Annotated in this window: 13 protein-coding genes; 7 read left to right on the forward strand and 6 right to left on the reverse strand. The window is 72.0% G+C overall.

Annotated elements, in window-relative coordinates:
- Window positions 1–74: 74 nt before the first annotated feature.
- On the forward strand, window positions 75–1,988 hold the full coding sequence (locus tag I4Q55_RS43190) for a S8 family serine peptidase (RefSeq protein ID WP_206796475.1): 1,914 nt from the start codon (window positions 75–77) through the stop codon (window positions 1,986–1,988).
- Between the two features lie 45 nt (window positions 1,989–2,033).
- On the opposite strand, the gene I4Q55_RS51155 is transcribed toward I4Q55_RS43190, so the two are convergent.
- A complete protein-coding gene (locus tag I4Q55_RS51155) occupies window positions 2,034–2,462 on the reverse strand; it encodes a class I SAM-dependent methyltransferase (RefSeq protein WP_374194539.1) in 429 nt (142 codons plus the stop codon).
- A 206-nt stretch (window positions 2,463–2,668) separates the two neighbouring features.
- Between I4Q55_RS51155 and I4Q55_RS43200 the strand changes: the two genes are divergently transcribed.
- The gene (locus I4Q55_RS43200) at window positions 2,669–3,403 is read left to right on the forward strand and encodes an SDR family oxidoreductase (RefSeq protein ID WP_206796476.1); all 735 of its coding nucleotides are present in this window, start codon (window positions 2,669–2,671) and stop codon (window positions 3,401–3,403) included.
- Between the two features lie 20 nt (window positions 3,404–3,423).
- Entirely contained in the window at window positions 3,424–4,422 is a 999-nt protein-coding gene (locus tag I4Q55_RS43205; protein WP_206796477.1) for an AraC family transcriptional regulator, read from the forward strand.
- A 102-nt stretch (window positions 4,423–4,524) separates the two neighbouring features.
- On the opposite strand, the gene I4Q55_RS43210 is transcribed toward I4Q55_RS43205, so the two are convergent.
- On the reverse strand, window positions 4,525–5,532 hold the full coding sequence (locus tag I4Q55_RS43210; RefSeq protein ID WP_206796478.1) for an SDR family oxidoreductase: 1,008 nt from the start codon (window positions 5,530–5,532) through the stop codon (window positions 4,525–4,527).
- Between the two features lie 70 nt (window positions 5,533–5,602).
- On the opposite strand from I4Q55_RS43210, the gene I4Q55_RS43215 reads away from it, so the two are divergent.
- Window positions 5,603–6,481 (forward strand): LysR family transcriptional regulator, encoded by an 879-nt coding sequence (locus I4Q55_RS43215; protein ID WP_206796479.1) that lies wholly within the window; start codon window positions 5,603–5,605, stop codon window positions 6,479–6,481.
- Between the two features lie 119 nt (window positions 6,482–6,600).
- On the opposite strand, the gene I4Q55_RS43220 is transcribed toward I4Q55_RS43215, so the two are convergent.
- Together I4Q55_RS43220 and I4Q55_RS43225 are read right to left on the reverse strand one after the other, a co-directional pair.
- Window positions 6,601–7,182, reverse strand: a complete 582-nt coding sequence (locus I4Q55_RS43220) for a nucleotidyltransferase domain-containing protein (RefSeq protein WP_206796480.1) — start codon at window positions 7,180–7,182, stop codon at window positions 6,601–6,603.
- Window positions 7,179–8,624 carry an ABC transporter substrate-binding protein gene (locus tag I4Q55_RS43225; protein WP_206796481.1) on the reverse strand — a complete coding sequence of 482 codons (1,446 nt, stop codon included), beginning with the start codon at window positions 8,622–8,624 and terminating at the stop codon, window positions 7,179–7,181. Before I4Q55_RS43225 ends, I4Q55_RS43220 begins: the two co-directional genes overlap by 4 nt.
- 104 nt (window positions 8,625–8,728) lie before the next feature.
- Here I4Q55_RS43225 and I4Q55_RS43230 point away from each other — a divergent pair, with 104 nt between their 5' ends.
- Entirely contained in the window at window positions 8,729–10,060 is a 1,332-nt protein-coding gene (locus tag I4Q55_RS43230) for an LVIVD repeat-containing protein (protein WP_206796482.1), read from the forward strand.
- A 28-nt stretch (window positions 10,061–10,088) separates the two neighbouring features.
- Here I4Q55_RS43230 and I4Q55_RS43235 read toward each other — a convergent pair whose 3' ends face one another.
- Both I4Q55_RS43235 and I4Q55_RS43240 read right to left on the reverse strand, forming a co-directional pair.
- Entirely contained in the window at window positions 10,089–11,453 is a 1,365-nt protein-coding gene (locus I4Q55_RS43235) for a hypothetical protein (protein WP_242547779.1), read from the reverse strand.
- 266 nt (window positions 11,454–11,719) lie between these two features.
- A complete protein-coding gene (locus I4Q55_RS43240) occupies window positions 11,720–12,940 on the reverse strand; it encodes an ROK family transcriptional regulator (RefSeq protein WP_206796485.1) in 1,221 nt (406 codons plus the stop codon).
- A 463-nt stretch (window positions 12,941–13,403) separates the two neighbouring features.
- On the opposite strand from I4Q55_RS43240, the gene I4Q55_RS43245 reads away from it, so the two are divergent.
- The gene (locus tag I4Q55_RS43245; RefSeq protein WP_206796486.1) at window positions 13,404–15,155 is read left to right on the forward strand and encodes a lasso peptide isopeptide bond-forming cyclase; all 1,752 of its coding nucleotides are present in this window, start codon (window positions 13,404–13,406) and stop codon (window positions 15,153–15,155) included.
- A complete protein-coding gene (locus I4Q55_RS43250) occupies window positions 15,152–15,859 on the forward strand; it encodes a lasso peptide biosynthesis B2 protein (protein WP_206796487.1) in 708 nt (235 codons plus the stop codon). Before I4Q55_RS43245 ends, I4Q55_RS43250 begins: the two co-directional genes overlap by 4 nt.
- The last annotated feature ends 3 nt before the right edge of the window (window positions 15,860–15,862 follow it).

The raw sequence follows: 15,862 nt of genomic DNA on the forward strand, positions 1-15,862 counted from the left end.
CTCCTTAGATTCTCCCCATTACACCCAGTCGGGTGTCATTCGGTCGAGTGGCCGAGTAGCACAGGGAGACATCGATGGTGAGATTCAGCCGGGTCGCCGCGCACGCGGTTCCGCTGACGGTCGGCGCGCTGCTGCTGACGACGGGGGTCTCGGCGGCGCAGCCGTCCACCGTGGACGCGGCCGCCGCGCGCACCGAAGCGGGCATCAGCGCACTGCAGAGCATCAAGAAGAGCCTGAGCCCCGCGGAGCGCAAGCAATCGAGCCAGCTGGTCGTCGAGAAGCGGTTGCGGGCCGACCGGTCGCTGGCCGCGAAGCTGCCGGAATACCGCTCCGGCGTCGGCGTCAGCAACGCCGGCACCGTCTCGGTCGACATCGCCACCCACGGGAAGGCCGTCGCGAACGCCGTCAAGGCGGCGGGCGGCTCCGTCCGGTCCGTCTCGCCGGACGGTGCCGTCCGCGCCGACCTGCCGCTGTCCGCCCTGGACGCGATCGCCGGCCGGGCCGACGTCACCGAGGTGAAGCCCGCCGCGCAGGCCACCACGTGGAGCGAGCCGGGCAACCGCGACCTCCGCCAGGCCGCCCGAGCCGCGGCCAAGCAGGCCGCCGCCGCGACGCAGGTGTCCGAAGGGGACAAGGCGCACGGCGCCGACACCGCCCGCACCACCTACGGCGTCAGCGGCTCCGGCGTGAAGGTGTGCGTGCTCTCCGACGGCGTCGACTCCCTGGCGAAGTCGCAGAGCGCCGGCGAGCTGCCCGCGGTGGACGTCCTGGCCGGCCAGAAGGGCAGCGGCGACGAGGGCACCGCGATGCTCGAGATCATCCACGACCTCGCGCCGAACGCGACCCTCGGCTTCGCCACCGCGTTCACCAGCGAGGCCAGCTTCGCCGCGAACATCCGCGCGCTGCGCACCACCGGCAAGTGCCAGATCATCGTCGACGACGTCTCCTACTTCGACGAGTCGCCGTTCCAGGACACGCAGGTCGCGCAGGCGGTCAACGACGTGACCGCGGCCGGCGCGCTGTACTTCTCCTCGGCGGGCAACTCGGGCAACGCGACCGACGGCACCAGCGGCTACTACGAGGGTGACTTCCGCGCGTCGGCGTCGAAGATCAGCGGCGTCACCGGCACGCCGCACGACTTCGACCCGAGCAGCACCACACAGAACTTCGACGCGCTTTCGGCCGGCTCGCTCGGCCGTCCGGTGACGCTGTTCTGGTCGGACCCGTGGGGCAAGTCCGCCAACGACTACGACCTGTTCATCCTGAACTCCGCGGGCAGCGTCGTGGCCTCCAGCGAGAACGCGCAGTCCGGGACGCAGAACCCGTACGAGATCGCGTCCGTGCCCACCAGCGGCTCCGGCTTCAAGGTCGCGGTGGTCAAGTACAGCGGTGCCGACCGGTACATCGCGCTGAACGTGATCCGCGGCCGCTTCGTGGCTTCGGGCTCGCTCAAGGCGTTCAGCACCAACGGCGTCACGAGCGGCCACTCGGCCGCGGTCAACGCGTTCAGCGTGGCGGCGGCGCCGGCGGCGGGCGCGTTCAGCCGTCCCCTCGAGACCGGTGACCCGGCCAACCCGACGGGCCCGTACCCCGGCCTGTACACGGCGTCGAGCAAGTGGGAGCGGTTCTCCTCCGACGGCAAGCGCCGCGTGTTCTACAACGCCGACGGCACGGCGATCACCCCGGGCAACGTGTCCTCGACCGGCGGCACGGTCCGCAACAAGCCGGACATCACCGCGGCCGACGGCGTGGCGACGTCGGTGCCGGGCTTCCAGCCGTTCTTCGGAACGTCGGCGGCGGCCCCGCACGCGGCGGCGATCGCGGCCCTGCTCCTGTCGGGCAAGCCGACGGCGACCCCGGCCCAGATCCGCACGGCCCTGGTGTCGTCGTCGATCGACCTGGGCCCGGCGGGCTTCGACACGGTGACGGGCAGCGGCGTGATCATGGCCGGCCCGGCCCTGGCGGCCCTGGGCGTGGCGGCGAAGTAAGGCGGTTTCCGCGAGCGGGGTCCGGCGCGAGCCGGGCCCCGCTTGTCATTTCCTGGACACGAGCAGGTGGAACCCGAGCTGTCCGGCGCCGAGGTTTTCGTGGCGGCGCACGTCCAGTCCGGCGCGGGCGAGTGCGGCCTCGACGTCGGTCACCGGGTGGATGCGGAAGCCGTGCTCGGTGAACAGCGGTGCCCGGCTCATCGTCTCCGGGTCGCCGATGCCCAGCACGAACCTCCCGCCCGGCTTCAGCACGCGCGCCACCTCGGCGAACGCGGTGTCGAGGTCGTCGACGAAGTGCCGAGGACGCCGGGCGGGTGACCGGCTCCGGCAGTTGTCCCCAGCCCCACCGTGATGTGGATGAGCGGGCCGCCGCGGGCCGTTTTGGCGAGTGTGGCCGGTGGGCGCCGGTAGACTGGACCTGGGACGCCCCCCTGGGAGCGGCGGGGGCTGCGCCAAGGTCGGGGTCGGCCACAAGCACTTCTCGCGTGGGCCGAGAATGCCGGGTGGCTCAAGCCTTGCCCGAGCCGCGCCGGCGGGGTGGCGGTGCTGCGCGGTGCTGGGGTCGCTCGGTTCCGCGTGCCGACAATCCGGCCCCGCAGGCCGCTAGGGTGGCCGAGTTGCCGGGCGAGCCCGGCGCGGAAACTCTCGCGAAGTCCCATGCGCGCAGTCTAGGAGGCGGGATGGCGAAAACGGCGGTCGTCACCGGAGCGGGCTCGGGGATCGGGCGGGCCGTGGCGCGTGCCCTGCTCGACGACGGCTACCAGGTCGCGCTCGCCGGGCGGCGCGAGAACGCCCTCGCCGAGACGGCCGCCGGGGCCGGCAACGCGCTGGTCGTGCCCACCGACGTCTCCGACGAACACGCCGTCGAGGCCCTCTTCCACGCCGTCCGGGACCGGTGGGGGCGGCTCGACCTGCTCTTCAACAACGCCGGGATCGGCGCCACCGGCACGATCGCCGAGCTGACCGTCGACGACTGGAAGCGGACCGTCGACGTCAACCTCACCGGGATGTTCCTCTGCGCGCGGCAGGCCGTGCTGCTCATGAAGGACCAGGACCCGCGCGGCGGCCGGATCGTCAACAACGGCTCGATCTCCGCGCACGTGCCGCGGCCCGCCAGCGTGGCCTACACCGCCACCAAGCACGCCGTCACCGGGCTGACGCGGTCGATCTCGCTGGACGGCCGCGCCTGGGACGTCGCCTGCGGGCAGATCGACATCGGCAACGCCGCCACCGAAATGACCGAACGGATGGCCGCCGGCATCCCGCAGGCCGACGGCCGGGTTCTCGCCGAGCCGACCTTCGACGTCCGGCACGTCGCCGACGCCGTGCGGTACATGGCCGGGCTGCCGCTCGACGCCAACGTCCAGTTCCTCACCGTCACCGCCACGACCATGCCCTTCATCGGCCGCGGCTAGCCACACTCGGGGGAGCCGAAATGCCGGACAGCCTGCTGTTCGAAGGGCACGACGTCGATGCGCTGGACGAGGTGGTGACCCGGGAGTTCTCGCCGCACTGCCTGCGTGTCGGCCGGGGAGACCCGGCGCCCGCCCGCTTCCGGCGCCTGCACCGGCAGGGGCTGGCGCTGTACGAGCTGGGGTGGGGCCGCCCGGTCGACGTCGCGGCCGGGGAGCTGCCCGACTTCTACAACGTGCACATCCCGCTCGCCGGCGAAAGCTCGGTCCGGGTGGCCGGCCGCGCGGTCACCGCGTCGTGCTCGGTCGCCGGGCCCGGGATGACGCTGGGCATGTCCCTGCCGGCCGGGGCGGACACCCTCATCCTGTTCCTGCCGCAGGCCGCGGTCGACGACGCCGTCGCCGCGCAGACCGGCGAACCGCCCGCCGCCGCCCTGCGGTTCGCCCCCGGTCTCGCCGACGGCGACCCGGCGGTGGCCGCCTGGCTCGACACCGCGCGAGCCTTCGCCCGGTTCGCCGCGTCACCGCTGGCGGCCCGGTCGCCGCTGGCCGCCGCGCACTTCGAGCAGGTCCTCGTGCACGGCCTGGTCGACCTCCAGCCGCACAACCACGTCGCCGCCCTGCCCGCCTACGCCCACCCGGCGCTGCCGCGGGCCGTGCGGCGCGCCATGGCCTACTGCGAGGAACACGCGGGTGAGCCGGTGTCGGTCGCGGACATGGCCGCGGCGGCGCGGGTCAGCCCGCGGACCCTGCAGGACCGCTTCCGCCTCGACTTCGGCACCACTCCGGCGGCCTACCTGCGGCGGGTCCGGCTGGACCGGGTGCACCAGGACCTCCTGCGCATCGCGGACGGCTCCGCGTCCGGCACGGTCGCCGAGGTCGCGACGCGCTGGGGCTTCACGCACCTGAGCCGGTTCGCCGCGTACTACCGCGAGGCGTACGGGCAGCTGCCGTCCCGCACGGCCGATCCCGGCCGTTCCGGCAATCCGGAATCCGCGGACCATCCGGCGGATAACGGATAGCGGGCGTTCACCCGCCATCCGTACGCTGAACGACGTCAAGGGGGTGTCCATGCCGGCATGGTCAGGGGGTCTGTGCCGGCATGGACGACGACGGACCCCTTTTCACGGGATGACCCGCGCCTTCCGGAACTCGTCGAACAGCCGGTAGAACATCTGCTCCGTCTCGACGTACTCGTGGAACCCCGCCCGCCGCGACTTCGACGTGTCCGCGAACATGTCGTAGTCCCAGCCGAACACGAAGTCGCCGAAGGCCCACGACGCCGAAACGTCCGCATAGGACGTCGACAGCCCGTGTTCCGCCGCCATTGACGTCCACAGTGGACCCTTGTCCGCCATGACGTCCACGAGCGACATCCGCAGCGGTGGTGCGACGTCGAGGCCGAAGTACGCCGCCAGTTTCGGCCAGAGCTCGCGCCAGCGGAACAGGTCGCCGTTCGCGATGTTGAACGCGCCCTGGTGCCGCGTCGCCCAGACCGTCGCCGACGCCAGGAGGCCGGCGTCGGTCATCTCCAGCAGGCTGTCGTACGCGCCCGGCTTGCCGGGGAACCGCAGCGGCAGCCCGAGCTCCTGCGAAATCGACGCGTACACCGCGATCACCAGCGCCAGGTTCATCGGGTTGCCCAGCGTGGTGCCGCCGACCACCGACGGCCGGATCGCCGACCACGTCCAGGTGCCCGCGCGCCGTTCGAGGAACTGCTGCTGGTCGACGTTGAACTCCGGCGGCATGTGCCCGGCGTCGGTCTCGCGGGCCGGCGTCTTGAACGGGCCCAGGTGCGCGCCGTAGACCTTGTAGCCCTGCATCAGGCTGACGTGCTCGAGGCCGGGGGCCGCCGCCTCGACCGCGTCGACGAGGTTCGTCAGCATCGCCAGGTTGGGTGGGACGAGCTCCGCCCACGTCGGGCGGTCCTGGTACGCCGCGTAGAAGACGTGCGTGACGTCGCTCAGCGAGGCGAGCTTCGCGCGCGTGCCGGCGGCGTCGAGCAGGTCGACGGCGAGGTCGCCGTGCCGGGAGAGGCCGGTGACGTTCCAGCCGCTCGTGCGCAGGTGCTCGGTGAGCGTGCGGCCGATGATCCCGTTCGCCCCGGCCACCAGGGCTGTCTTGCGTTCCATGTCCCCAGGCTGCGGCGGCCGATGGCATAAGTCCAAGGCTTACTTGTCACCATGTCGATAAGCTGAGTTCATGACAAGCCTGCGGCAGCTCGAGTACCTGGTCACGGTGGTCGACACCGGCTCGTTCACCCGCGCCGCCGAGCAGCTGCACGTGACGCAGCCGGCGTTGTCGCACCAGATGCGGGCCCTCGAGCGCGGCCTCGGCGGGCCGCTGCTGGAGCGGCTGCCCCGAGCCGTCCGGCTCACCCCGATGGGCCGGGCGATGCTGCCGCACGCGCGGGCGGCGCTGGCCGACGCCGAACGCGCCCGCTGCGCGGCCCGGCTCGCGTCCGGGACGACGGCGGGCGAGCTGCAGGTCGCCACGGTGTACTCGGTCAGCCTCGGCGTGCTGCCGCCCGCGCTGCGCGTGTGGCGGCGCGACCGGTCCGACGTCGACGTCCGGCTGATCGAGTTCCGGCACGCCGACGAGCTGCGCGAGGCCATGGCCGCGGGCGAGGCCGACGTCGCCCTCGGCCCGCGGCCCGGCGACTGGGCGGGGCCGGTGCGGGAGCTGGGCGTCGAGGAGTTCGTCGTGGTGCTGCCCACCGACGGCGCCGGCGAGGACGACGGCACCGGCGTGGTCGACCTGGCGACGCTGGCCGGCTGCGCGTGGGTGCACTACGCCCCCGGCAACGGCCTGGCGGAGCTGGTCGACGCGGCGTGCGCGGCGGCGGGCTTCCGGCCCCGCGCGGCGGTCCGCACCGAGCAGACGGCGGCGGCGCCGATCCTGGCGGCGGCGGGTCTCGGCCCGGCACTGGTCCCGGCGAACGTCCTGCCGGCCCGCTTCGACGGCCGGGTGCTGCGGCCGAGCGTGCCGGTCCGCCGGGTGTTGACGGCGTACACCCGCGCGGCTCCGGACCCGCTGACCACGGCGTTCATCGAGACCCTCGCGAAGCACGCCACGGTCTAGCGGCGGCTGTGGTGCCGCTCGCGAAGTGCGGCCCGATCTAGCGGCGGCTGTGGTGCCGCTCGCGAAGTGCGGCCCGATCCAGCCGCGGCTGTGGTGCCGCTCGCGAAGCACGCCACCGGCTAGAGGCGGCCGAGCCAGGGGTGCGCGCCGTAGGTCGCCTCCAGTGCCTCCGCCAGCCACCTCCGCTGCGCCGCGTCGAGCACCGGCAGGGCGGCCGCGAAGTCCTGCTCGTCCTTGGGGCGGGTGTCGTGCGCCTTGGCGAGCAGCTGCACCTCGGGCGCCAGATACGGCACACCCTCGGCCGAAATCCCGCCCAGCGCCGCGATTTCCCGCCGCACCGCGGGATTCCGCCGGAAGATCCACTCGTCGCCCTCGGCCTTGTCGAGCATGAACTGGATCCGCCACGGCGCGGTCGCCGTCGGTCGGCACCACACGTCGTCGATGTCGTCGCCCAGGACCTCGCCGGGTGCCCAGGGCCGCAGCGTGCCCGGCGGGTCCGCCGCCCACCACTCCCACGACGGCAGCGCCTCCTGGATCGCGCGCTGGTCGCGCCGGAGGAACAGGACGTCGACGTCGGCGTGCTCGCGGAACGCGCGGCCCACGGCGAACTCCACCGCGTAGCCGCCCGCGATCCACCACGGCACTGTGACCTGCGAGAACATGGTCGCCACTTCGGCCGGGCCGGCCGGGTCCCAGGTCACGAGACGCCGATCCCGGCCAGCACCGGGCCGGTGAATGGCGTGGCCGTGACGTCGTGGACCCGGGGTGCCCAGACCGCGTGGCCGTGGCCCGACCACAGCGGGGCCACCGGCAGGTCGCGCAGCAGCTGGTTCTCCGCCAGCCGGTACAGCTCGCCCGCCTCCTCCGGGGTTGCCGCCGCGTCGGCCAGTGCGAGGTTCTGGCGGAAGGTGCCGTCGGTGTACCCCGCTGCCGTGGCCAGCTGGGTCAGCAGCTCGTCCGGGCTGCCGGTGGTCAGCTTGACGTCCAGTGTGGACGGTCCGTCGAGCTGGTCGGTGCGCGGGGCCGCCTGCGCCGTCACGGAAACGTCCAGTGCCTTGTGCAGCCCGACCGCCAGGGCGCGTGTCCACGCCTCCGCGCCCGGTCCGAAGTAGACGGTCGCGCCGCCGGGGAAGGCCGCCTGCTTCAGCAGTGCCTTGCCGGCCGCCGCGTCGAAGCTGCACGGGCGGCAGGTGCCCGAGCGCTCGCCCGGCGCGACCGCGGGCGGCAGCATGGCCTTGGCCGGGTCGACCTGGTGGGCGAGCGGGCCGGCCTCCAGTGCCGCGCGGTCGACGCCGAGGGCGAAGCCGTGGCGGACCGTCGCGTCGGCGAACCGCGGGTTCGTCACCGGGAACGCCAGGTAGCCCGCCTCGGGCAGGGCCCAGGACGCGTGGCGGTCGCCGAATTCGCCGTGCATGGCGTCGTGCCGCTCGCCGGGGACCTCGGTCGCGAGGTCGAGCGTGCCCGCCTTGACCGCGTCGTACTGGGCGGCCGGCTCGCCGACCCGCAGCTCGATCTCCGCGGCCTTCCCCGCGCCGACGCGCTTGAGCGTGCCGCCCGAACCGGGCGTCCAGCCGCCGTCGAGCCGGTACGGGCCGTTGCCGACCGGCGCCTTCGCGAAGCCGTTCCAGTCGCGGGAAGCGAGCACCGACGCCGGCAGCGGGACCAGGCCCGGCGCGGAGAGCAGCGCGGGCACCTGGCCGGACGGCCGGTCGAGGGTCAGCGCGATCGTGTCCGGGGCGGTCGCCTTGATCTCGACGGCACGCAGGAGCTTCGTCAGCACCGGCGACGAGACCCAGCGCGCCGCGGCGACCACCCGCCAGGTGTCCACATAGGACTGCGCGGTGACCGGCGTGCCGTCGTGGAACGTCGCCGGCCGCAGCTTGACTGTCCAGTGCACCCGGTCGGTGCTCTCGATCGCCGCGGCCGCGCGCGGGGTGACCTTGCCGGACGCCGCGTCGTAGCCGGCGAGCGGGGTCCACAGCGCGCTCGTCACGAGGCGGCCCGCCTGGTCGGAGAGGTCGGCGGGCAGCAGCGTCGCCGGCTCCCGGATGCCGACGGACAGGACGCCGGGCCGGGCGGGGCCGGCACCGGAGCAGCCGGTGACGGCGATGGCCACGGCGGCGAGCAGGACGAACAGGCGCATGCGCAAGTCCTACCAGCAAGATGGCAACGAAAGACGGTTGTGTCCGGTTGATCTCCGTCGTACCGTTCGGTGGGTCACGCTCCGAGCGTTCCGGGAGGTTTCGCGTGCGCACCTGGTTGCGGTCGTGCTTCGCCGCCGTCACCGTCGGCGCCACGCTGGTCGCGACCGGGCTCCCGGCCGCGGCCTGCGGCGAAGACGACAAGCCCGCGACGCCGGTCGCGCGCACGGCGGGCGACCCCGGGGCGGTCAAGAACGTCAAGGCCGTCGGCAACGTGCCCGACGCCGCCGGCGCCATCTCGATCGGCTTTCTCGGCTACGGCCACCGCGACGTCATGGCCGTGTCCGGCGAGTTCGGGCTCAAGGTCTACGACCTGAAGAACCCGGTCGCGCCGAAGCTGGTCGGGCAGGTCAGCCTGCCCGGGCTGTGGGAGACCGAGGACACCGAGGTCGACCAGGACCGCAAGCTGGTGTTCCTCTCCCGCGACCCGCGCGCGTACGGCGGCACCACGGCGACCGGCGAGTCCGGCATCTACATCGTCGACGTCTCGAAGCCCGAGGCGCCGTCGATCCTCAGCTACGTGAAGGTGCCGGCCGGGCACACCACCAGCTGCGTCGACGGCTGCCGCTACCTGTGGACCGGCGGCCCGTCGAAGGCGGCGGGCCAGCCCGCCGAGTGGGGCGGCCGGCCGATCTGGGTCACCGACATCCGCGACCCGCGGAACCCGAAGGTGAACCCGGAGCCGATCGAGCTGGCCCGCAACGACGGCAAGACCGACTACGTGCACGACGTGCAGGTCGACGCCGACGGCGTGGCCTGGGTGTCCGGCCGCGGCGGCGTCCGCGGCTACTGGACCAACGGCGTGCACCGCGACCCGCTGACCGGCAAGATCCGCCGCGCGACGGCGCACGAGCCGATCCCGTACGCCGGCGGCGGCATCGCCGAGACGGCGGCGCCCTCGCGGTTCATGCACAACAGCTTCCACCCGGCCGGCCACCGCGTCGGCGACGGCGCCTGGCGCGGCCAGGACCTGATCTACGCGACGGAGGAGAACTTCGTCGACGGCTGCGCGGGCGACGGCGTCCTGACGATCTCGTCGCTGAAGGGCTCGTACCACGGCGAAGGCTGGCGCTCGACGCCTGCGCAGCCGTTCCGGCTGCAGAGCGTCGGCACGTGGAGCGTCAACGGCCAGGAGGGCAGCGACCCGGCGTCGGACGACTGCTCCGCGCACTACTTCGACGTCCGCGGCAAGATCCTGGTGCAGTCGTTCTACGCGCAGGGCACCCGCTTCCTCGACGTCAGCGACCCGACGAACCCGCGGCAGATCGCCTACTACCGCCCGGCCGACGCGAGCGCGTGGGCGCCGTACTGGCACGGCAAGTACGTCTACGTCGCGGACAACACCCGCGGTATCGACGTCCTGCAGCTCACGAAATAGCGGTCGGGCCCGGCTCCCACGGACCGGATCACGGGCTCCGGCGGTTGTCCCGCACGAGCCGCGGCGGCGGCACCAGCGGCCACCGGGCCGGCTGGGGCAGCTCGGCCAGGGACAGCTTGCGGTAGAGCGTTTCCCGGACGATCTCGGCCGACACCCCTCTCCGGGCGGCCAGCCGGTCGTGGGTGGCCTGCCATTGGGCGGGTTGTGCTTCCCGCGCGGCGGCGAGCTGCTTGACCAGCGAGGCCTGTGGATCGACCAGCGGGCTGTGCCGGGCCAGTTCGGCCACGATCGAGTCCGGGTCCACCTCGCTGTCCGCGAAGTGGCTCAGCAGAACCGGAATCTCCGCGCCCGCCGCGTAGGCCGAGAGCGAGCCGTGGTCCGCGACGAGGAAGTCGGCGGCGGCCAGGAGACCTCGCCAGTCCTCGTAGGTGTCGACCACGTCGAGCCCGGCCGCGTGCGCGTCGCGGAACCAGTTGCGGACCTGCCGGGCGCCGTGCGCCGCCCAGACGGCGGGGTGCACCGTGGCGATCACCCGGTGGTTGGCCGGGAGCTCGCTCGCCAGCCGCAGGGGCAGGTCGCGGTTCATCGCCAGCAGGGAGCGCGATCCCCAGGTCGACGAGACGGCCACGAGGGTCTGCGCGTCGCGGATGCCGAGCTGCTCACGATAGTGGTCCCGTTGTGCCCGGCAGACCAGCAGCCGGTCGTAACACGGGTCGCCGGCCACCACCGCGTACGGCACCGCTTCGGGACACTGCCGGGAAAGGGTGGTGAGGTGGGCCGGATGGGGGAGCAGCAACGCGTCGACGATCGGCTGGTCGTCATCATCGAGCAACGACGCCCGGTCCAGGCCGTACACCGGCCGGTCGTCGTCCGGCCCGGGCCACGCCCACGCGGGCCAGAGTTTGTTGTAGCCGGCACCGTGCGGGGCGGCGAACCTCGCCTTGGCCGGCAGGTCGCCGAGGCGGTGCAGGCTCGCCGCGACGACGAGGTCGACCGTCTGGCCGGTGGTCGCCTCATCCCAGGGGATGACGCGGACCTCCATTTCTCGCAGGCGGGTTTCCACCCCCTCGCCGAACCGGTCGGGCACCTGGGTGTAGACCAGTTGCACGCGGGGATCGTTCTCGAGGTGGAGGACGATGTCCTCCAGCCGGATCAGGCTGGTGATCGTGTGCACGGCAACCAGGACCGTGCGCTCGAACTCCATCGTGTTCCAGGGGTCGTCGGCACGCGGCTCGGCGACCACGCCGGAGGTGACCGTCGTGGCCGCCGGTGGCTGCTTGATCCGGTCGCGACCGCGCTTCGGTTCGGGGCGTGGGCGGGACGCGGCGGAGGATTTGGGCAGGTAGCGGTTCGCGAGGCGGCGGATGCCGCCGGACGAGGAAGCTGCCGCCATGAGGTGAAGTGGGAGGACCTCCATCGCGCGGCACCTTTCGTGACGTCCGACCATCGAATCGAAGTGGACTGCGCTTCGACCCAGTCGCACACCCGTCCATCTCTCAGCCGCCAGCCAGCCGGCTGAACCACGGCGAGGTGCCACTTGTGGTCGCCCCGCACCGCGGTGCCAGCATTCCGTAAGTTCTGCGCCGGTTACTGTGAGCCTCTGCCAAAAATTCTACTTGCCTTCAAATTGAAGTCAAGGTGCGATCGCGCGAGGCTCGCTCACGTTTCGACGGTGCGGTCGGCCATAAGTGCGAAGCCGAGCGCTCCCCGTGCCCCCGCGGCGAGGCCGAGGTCCGAGCCGACGATCTTCACCGGGTCCTTCGATTCGACCATGCCGCGGAGGGCGTAGAGCCGAAGCCCGTCCATCATGGGTTCGAGCAGGAGTTCCGGTGCTCTCCCCAGTTCGCCGCCGAGCACGATCAGCTCGGGGTTCATCAGGTTGCACACGCGGGCGAGGGCCAGGCCGATGGTCCGGGCGGCGTCCTGGAGCACCCGCCGGCACACGGCGTCGTCGCCCTTGGCCCGTTCGATCATGCCTTCGACGCTGGTCGGCAGATCGGCGCGGTATCCCGCGTACGCCTGCCTGACCTGCTCGAGGAGCCGGGCCCCGCCGACCAGGGTCTCCAGGCAGCCGCGGTTGCCGCACCGGCACGGAATGCCGTCCGGGTCCATGGTCAGGTGACCGATTTCCCCGCCGTACCCATGCCGTCCCCGGTAGATGAGCCCGCCGATGATCAACCCGGCGCCGAGGCCGACGGACGCCTTGACGAACAGCATGGTCCCGGTGCCGCGACCGGCTCCGTACATGTGCTCACCGTAGGCCGCGTAGTTGGCCTCGTTGTCCACGATGACGGGCACGTCGGGGAAGTGGTCGCGGAATCGTTCCTGGACGCTGCCGGTGATGTCCCAGTCGAGCGAGGCGGCGACCTGGGTGACCAGGGCGGTCCGCGGGTCGACCGCGGCCGGGATGCCCACGCCGATCGAGACGATGTGGTCGATGTCGAGCCCGGTTTGCACCGTGAGCTCCTTGATGAGGTTGGCGCTCTCCCTTACCCAGCTGCTGCTGCCCTGGTCGGCGCGGAAGGACACGGATTCGTACTCGACCGCCGAAGTGTCCACCCGGCGGGCCGCGACCGCGATCCGGTCGTGGTTGACCTCCACCCCGACGGCCACCCCGCGGACGGTGCCGAGCCGGACCCGTTTGCCGCGCTCACCCTCCTCGCTGTGCACGCGGAAGATGCCCTCCTGCTGCAGTTCCGCGACCACCGTGGAGACGGTTCCCTGTGACAGCAGGAGGCGCTTGGCCAGGGTCACCTGGGTGATCCCGGGATCGGCCATCGCGGCCCGGATGATCTTCCGGCGGTTGACGTCCTTGACCGAATCGGACGGGGTCCACAGCAAGGACCGGGCATCCACGGTCGTGGCTCCCGTGCTCGACACTCTGCCTCCTGATGGCTCATTGGCTTCGATTTGAAGGATACACAGCGTAGGGGACGGTCCGGCGAGTTGGTGAAGGCGGCCTCACTGACCTGTTGACTCCAGGGCTCCGGGAGTGGCGGTTCGTGAACAGCTTGGTTCAAGCCGATCGATCCGACAAGTCGACTTCCGGTCCGGGTGACTCTTTGGAAATCACCGGGGACAACAGTAGTATCTACGGACAGTGACCGGACGAAGAAGTTCGCCATGGCGCATCGAGGGGGCACTCGTGAACGACGATAGCGTCGACCCGGACAACATTTCCCCAGCGTCGGAGAGTGGCTACGAGCCACCCGCGGTATTCGATTTCGGTCCCGTCTTCAAGACCACCCGCGGCAGTTCCGGCGGAACCAAGGACGGGAACAACCAGGAAGACTAGTCCCCGCACCCAAGCTGAATACAGGTGACGTGCCGTCGTGGTGAATCGGTGAACCTCATCGGTTGCTGGACCGAATCGACCGGGCTGGTGCACGTGGTCTCGCGCACGCTGTCACCCACTGTCCGGGAGGCTGGCTGCCGCGATGGCACGTTGTTCCTCATTGGACAGAGCTTCGTGTCGGACTCTCAGCTGGCCCAGGCTTGTGAGGCGTTGTCACGCACGAACGACGTCCGTGCAACGGACGGCTGGCCGGGCTGTTTCTCCAGCGTCCTGATCACTCGATCCGGGGCGGTCCTCCTGGCCGACCCCGTCGGCCAGTTTCCCCTCTTCGTGTCGGAGAAGGCGGACGCCGTCTGGTTCGGCACCAGCTCTTCGGACCTCGCCCGGCTGGCCGGCGGGACATTGGACGAAATATCCGTGGCCGCGATCCTCGCCTGTTCGGAGTCGGGAGAACCGGCACGCGAGCGGTCGATGTACCGCGGTATTCGCCGGGTGCCTGCCGGGCACGTTTTGTCGATTGGTCCGTCCGGCGTACGCGAGCGTCCGCATTCCGTTCTGCGCCCTGATCCGGAAATGACGATGGCGGAATCCGCCGAATGGCTCCGAGCGGCCCTCTCCACGGCGGTACGAGCCCGCGCCCGGTCGCCGTATCGGATGACTTTCGACCTGTCGGGTGGCCTGGACTCGACATCGTTGACACTGCTGGCGGCGGGCGACCTGGGCGACCTCGACTCCTTGACCTACATCAACCCCGCGGCCCCGGTGACCGACGACGTCGAATTCGCAGGTCAGCACGCTCGGAGTGGCAGCGGCATCCGTCAGCACCTCGTGTCACTGAGGCCCGAGCACCTGCCCTACCAGGTGCTCCACCCCACCGGCGACCGGCCGCACGGATCGTCGCTGGCGACCGGGGCGTTGAGAGCCCGGTTCGCACGCGCCACGGAACTCGGCTCCCAAGCGCACGTCACGGGCGAAGGGGGCGACGTCGTGCTGAAAGCTCCCGCCGCCTACCTCGCGGACCTCGCGCGTCACGGTGAGCTGACCCGCTTGTGGTACGACTGCGTGGCGTGGGCGCGGCTGCGCGGCCGGACGCCGCTCGCGCTGGTCGGTCACGCGCTCAAGCTCAGCCGGACGACCCGGCGCCAGGCGCTGCGCTCCCTCGCGAAGGACGTGGCAGCCGGCCGCCCGCTCGGCGCCGAGTCCTGGGAGGCGGACCGGATCGCCTACTGGCGGCGACCTTCGGCGCAGTGGCTCACCCCGGCCGCCAGACGGTCTCTCGCCGCCCACATCCGGGACACCGCGGACCACCTGCCCGGGGACGATGCCCTGGAGGCCGGAGACGTGGTCACCCTGGAGCTGTTGCGGCAACAGACACTGACCCTCCGCACCGTCCGGGCGGTCGGCGCCGAGTTCGGCATCGACGTGCACGCCCCGTTCATGGACACCGAGGTGGTCCGGGCCTGCCTGGCGCTGCCCGCGCGCCGGCGTGCGGATCCGAGGACACCCAAGCCGCTGCTGCGCGCGGCGCTGGACGGGCTCGTGCCCGCGGCGGTGCTGGCCCGCACGACCAAGGGGGACTACACGCGCGATGTGTATGCCGGTGTCCGCCGGGCGGCTCCGGTGTTGCGGCGGATGCTGACCGAATCCGTCGCCGCCGACCACGGCATCCTCGAGCCCGGGCCGGTACGCGTTGTCCTCGAGGACGCAATCCAGGGCATGCCTGCGCCGTGGGGCGCACTCCACCAGGTGTTCGCGGTGGAAGCGTGGCTGCGGGAACGCGAGGAGGGGGGCCGACCATGATCAAGGCCAGGGTGCCCGCCAGTGTGCGTGCCGTGCCGGACGACGCGGGCCGCCTCGTCCTGCTCGACTCGGCGACCGGGCGCTGGTTCGTGCTCAACCGCAGCGGAGCCGCCTTCTACCAGGAGCTGCGGAACGCCGCCGACATCGACAAGGCGGCCGATGCCGTGATCGCCCGCTACCCGGCGGTCCCGGCGGACCGGATCCGCCGGGACGTCGACGAGCTGGTGTCCGCGCTGGTAGCACGCGGGCTCGTCGAACTGCCCGACGCGGCGGGCCGTCATGCCGCCGGAGTCCTGATGGCTGTGCCGGCGGATGACGCCCCGGTGGGCCGGCGCTGGCGACTCACCGCCCCACTCGCGTTCCTGCTGGCGTTGCTGCTCCTGCGCCTGCCCTTCCGGAGATCGGCCGCCGTCGTCGCCAGGCTCAAGAGGGCCAAGCCGGAGGCGAGCACCGTGGACGCCCTCTCCGCGCTCAGTGCCGCCCGCCGGGCGAGCCGGTGGTATCCCGGCCGCGTCGCCTGCGTGGAGCTTTCGCTCACCGCGGTGCTGACGGCAGCGTTCCTCGGCGTCCGGGTCGACTGGTGTTTCGGTTTCACCGTCGACCCGTATTCGTTCCACGCCTGGATCGAGGTGGACGGCGAACCCGTCACCCATCCGGCTGACGAGCCCGTTCCCCCGACTTACCGGCGGGTCTTCCGGACCTGATCC

Origin of the sequence: Amycolatopsis sp. MtRt-6 (assembly GCF_017308975.1) — a bacterium.
Classification (GTDB): domain Bacteria; phylum Actinomycetota; class Actinomycetes; order Mycobacteriales; family Pseudonocardiaceae; genus Amycolatopsis.

Bases quoted from the DNA above. Each gene is read 5' to 3' on its own strand.
- I4Q55_RS43200 (WP_206796476.1), top strand. From the start codon at position 2,669: ATGGCGAAAACGGCGGTCGTCACCGGAGCGGGCTCGGGGATCGGGCGG.
- I4Q55_RS43235 (WP_242547779.1), bottom strand. From the start codon at position 11,453: ATGGCGGCAGCTTCCTCGTCCGGCGGCATCCGCCGCCTCGCGAACCGC.
- I4Q55_RS43190 (WP_206796475.1), top strand. From the start codon at position 75: ATGGTGAGATTCAGCCGGGTCGCCGCGCACGCGGTTCCGCTGACGGTC.
- I4Q55_RS43225 (WP_206796481.1), bottom strand. From the start codon at position 8,624: ATGCGCCTGTTCGTCCTGCTCGCCGCCGTGGCCATCGCCGTCACCGGC.
- I4Q55_RS43210 (WP_206796478.1), bottom strand. From the start codon at position 5,532: ATGGAACGCAAGACAGCCCTGGTGGCCGGGGCGAACGGGATCATCGGC.
- I4Q55_RS43205 (WP_206796477.1), top strand. From the start codon at position 3,424: ATGCCGGACAGCCTGCTGTTCGAAGGGCACGACGTCGATGCGCTGGAC.
- I4Q55_RS43250 (WP_206796487.1), top strand. From the start codon at position 15,152: ATGATCAAGGCCAGGGTGCCCGCCAGTGTGCGTGCCGTGCCGGACGAC.
- I4Q55_RS43215 (WP_206796479.1), top strand. From the start codon at position 5,603: ATGACAAGCCTGCGGCAGCTCGAGTACCTGGTCACGGTGGTCGACACC.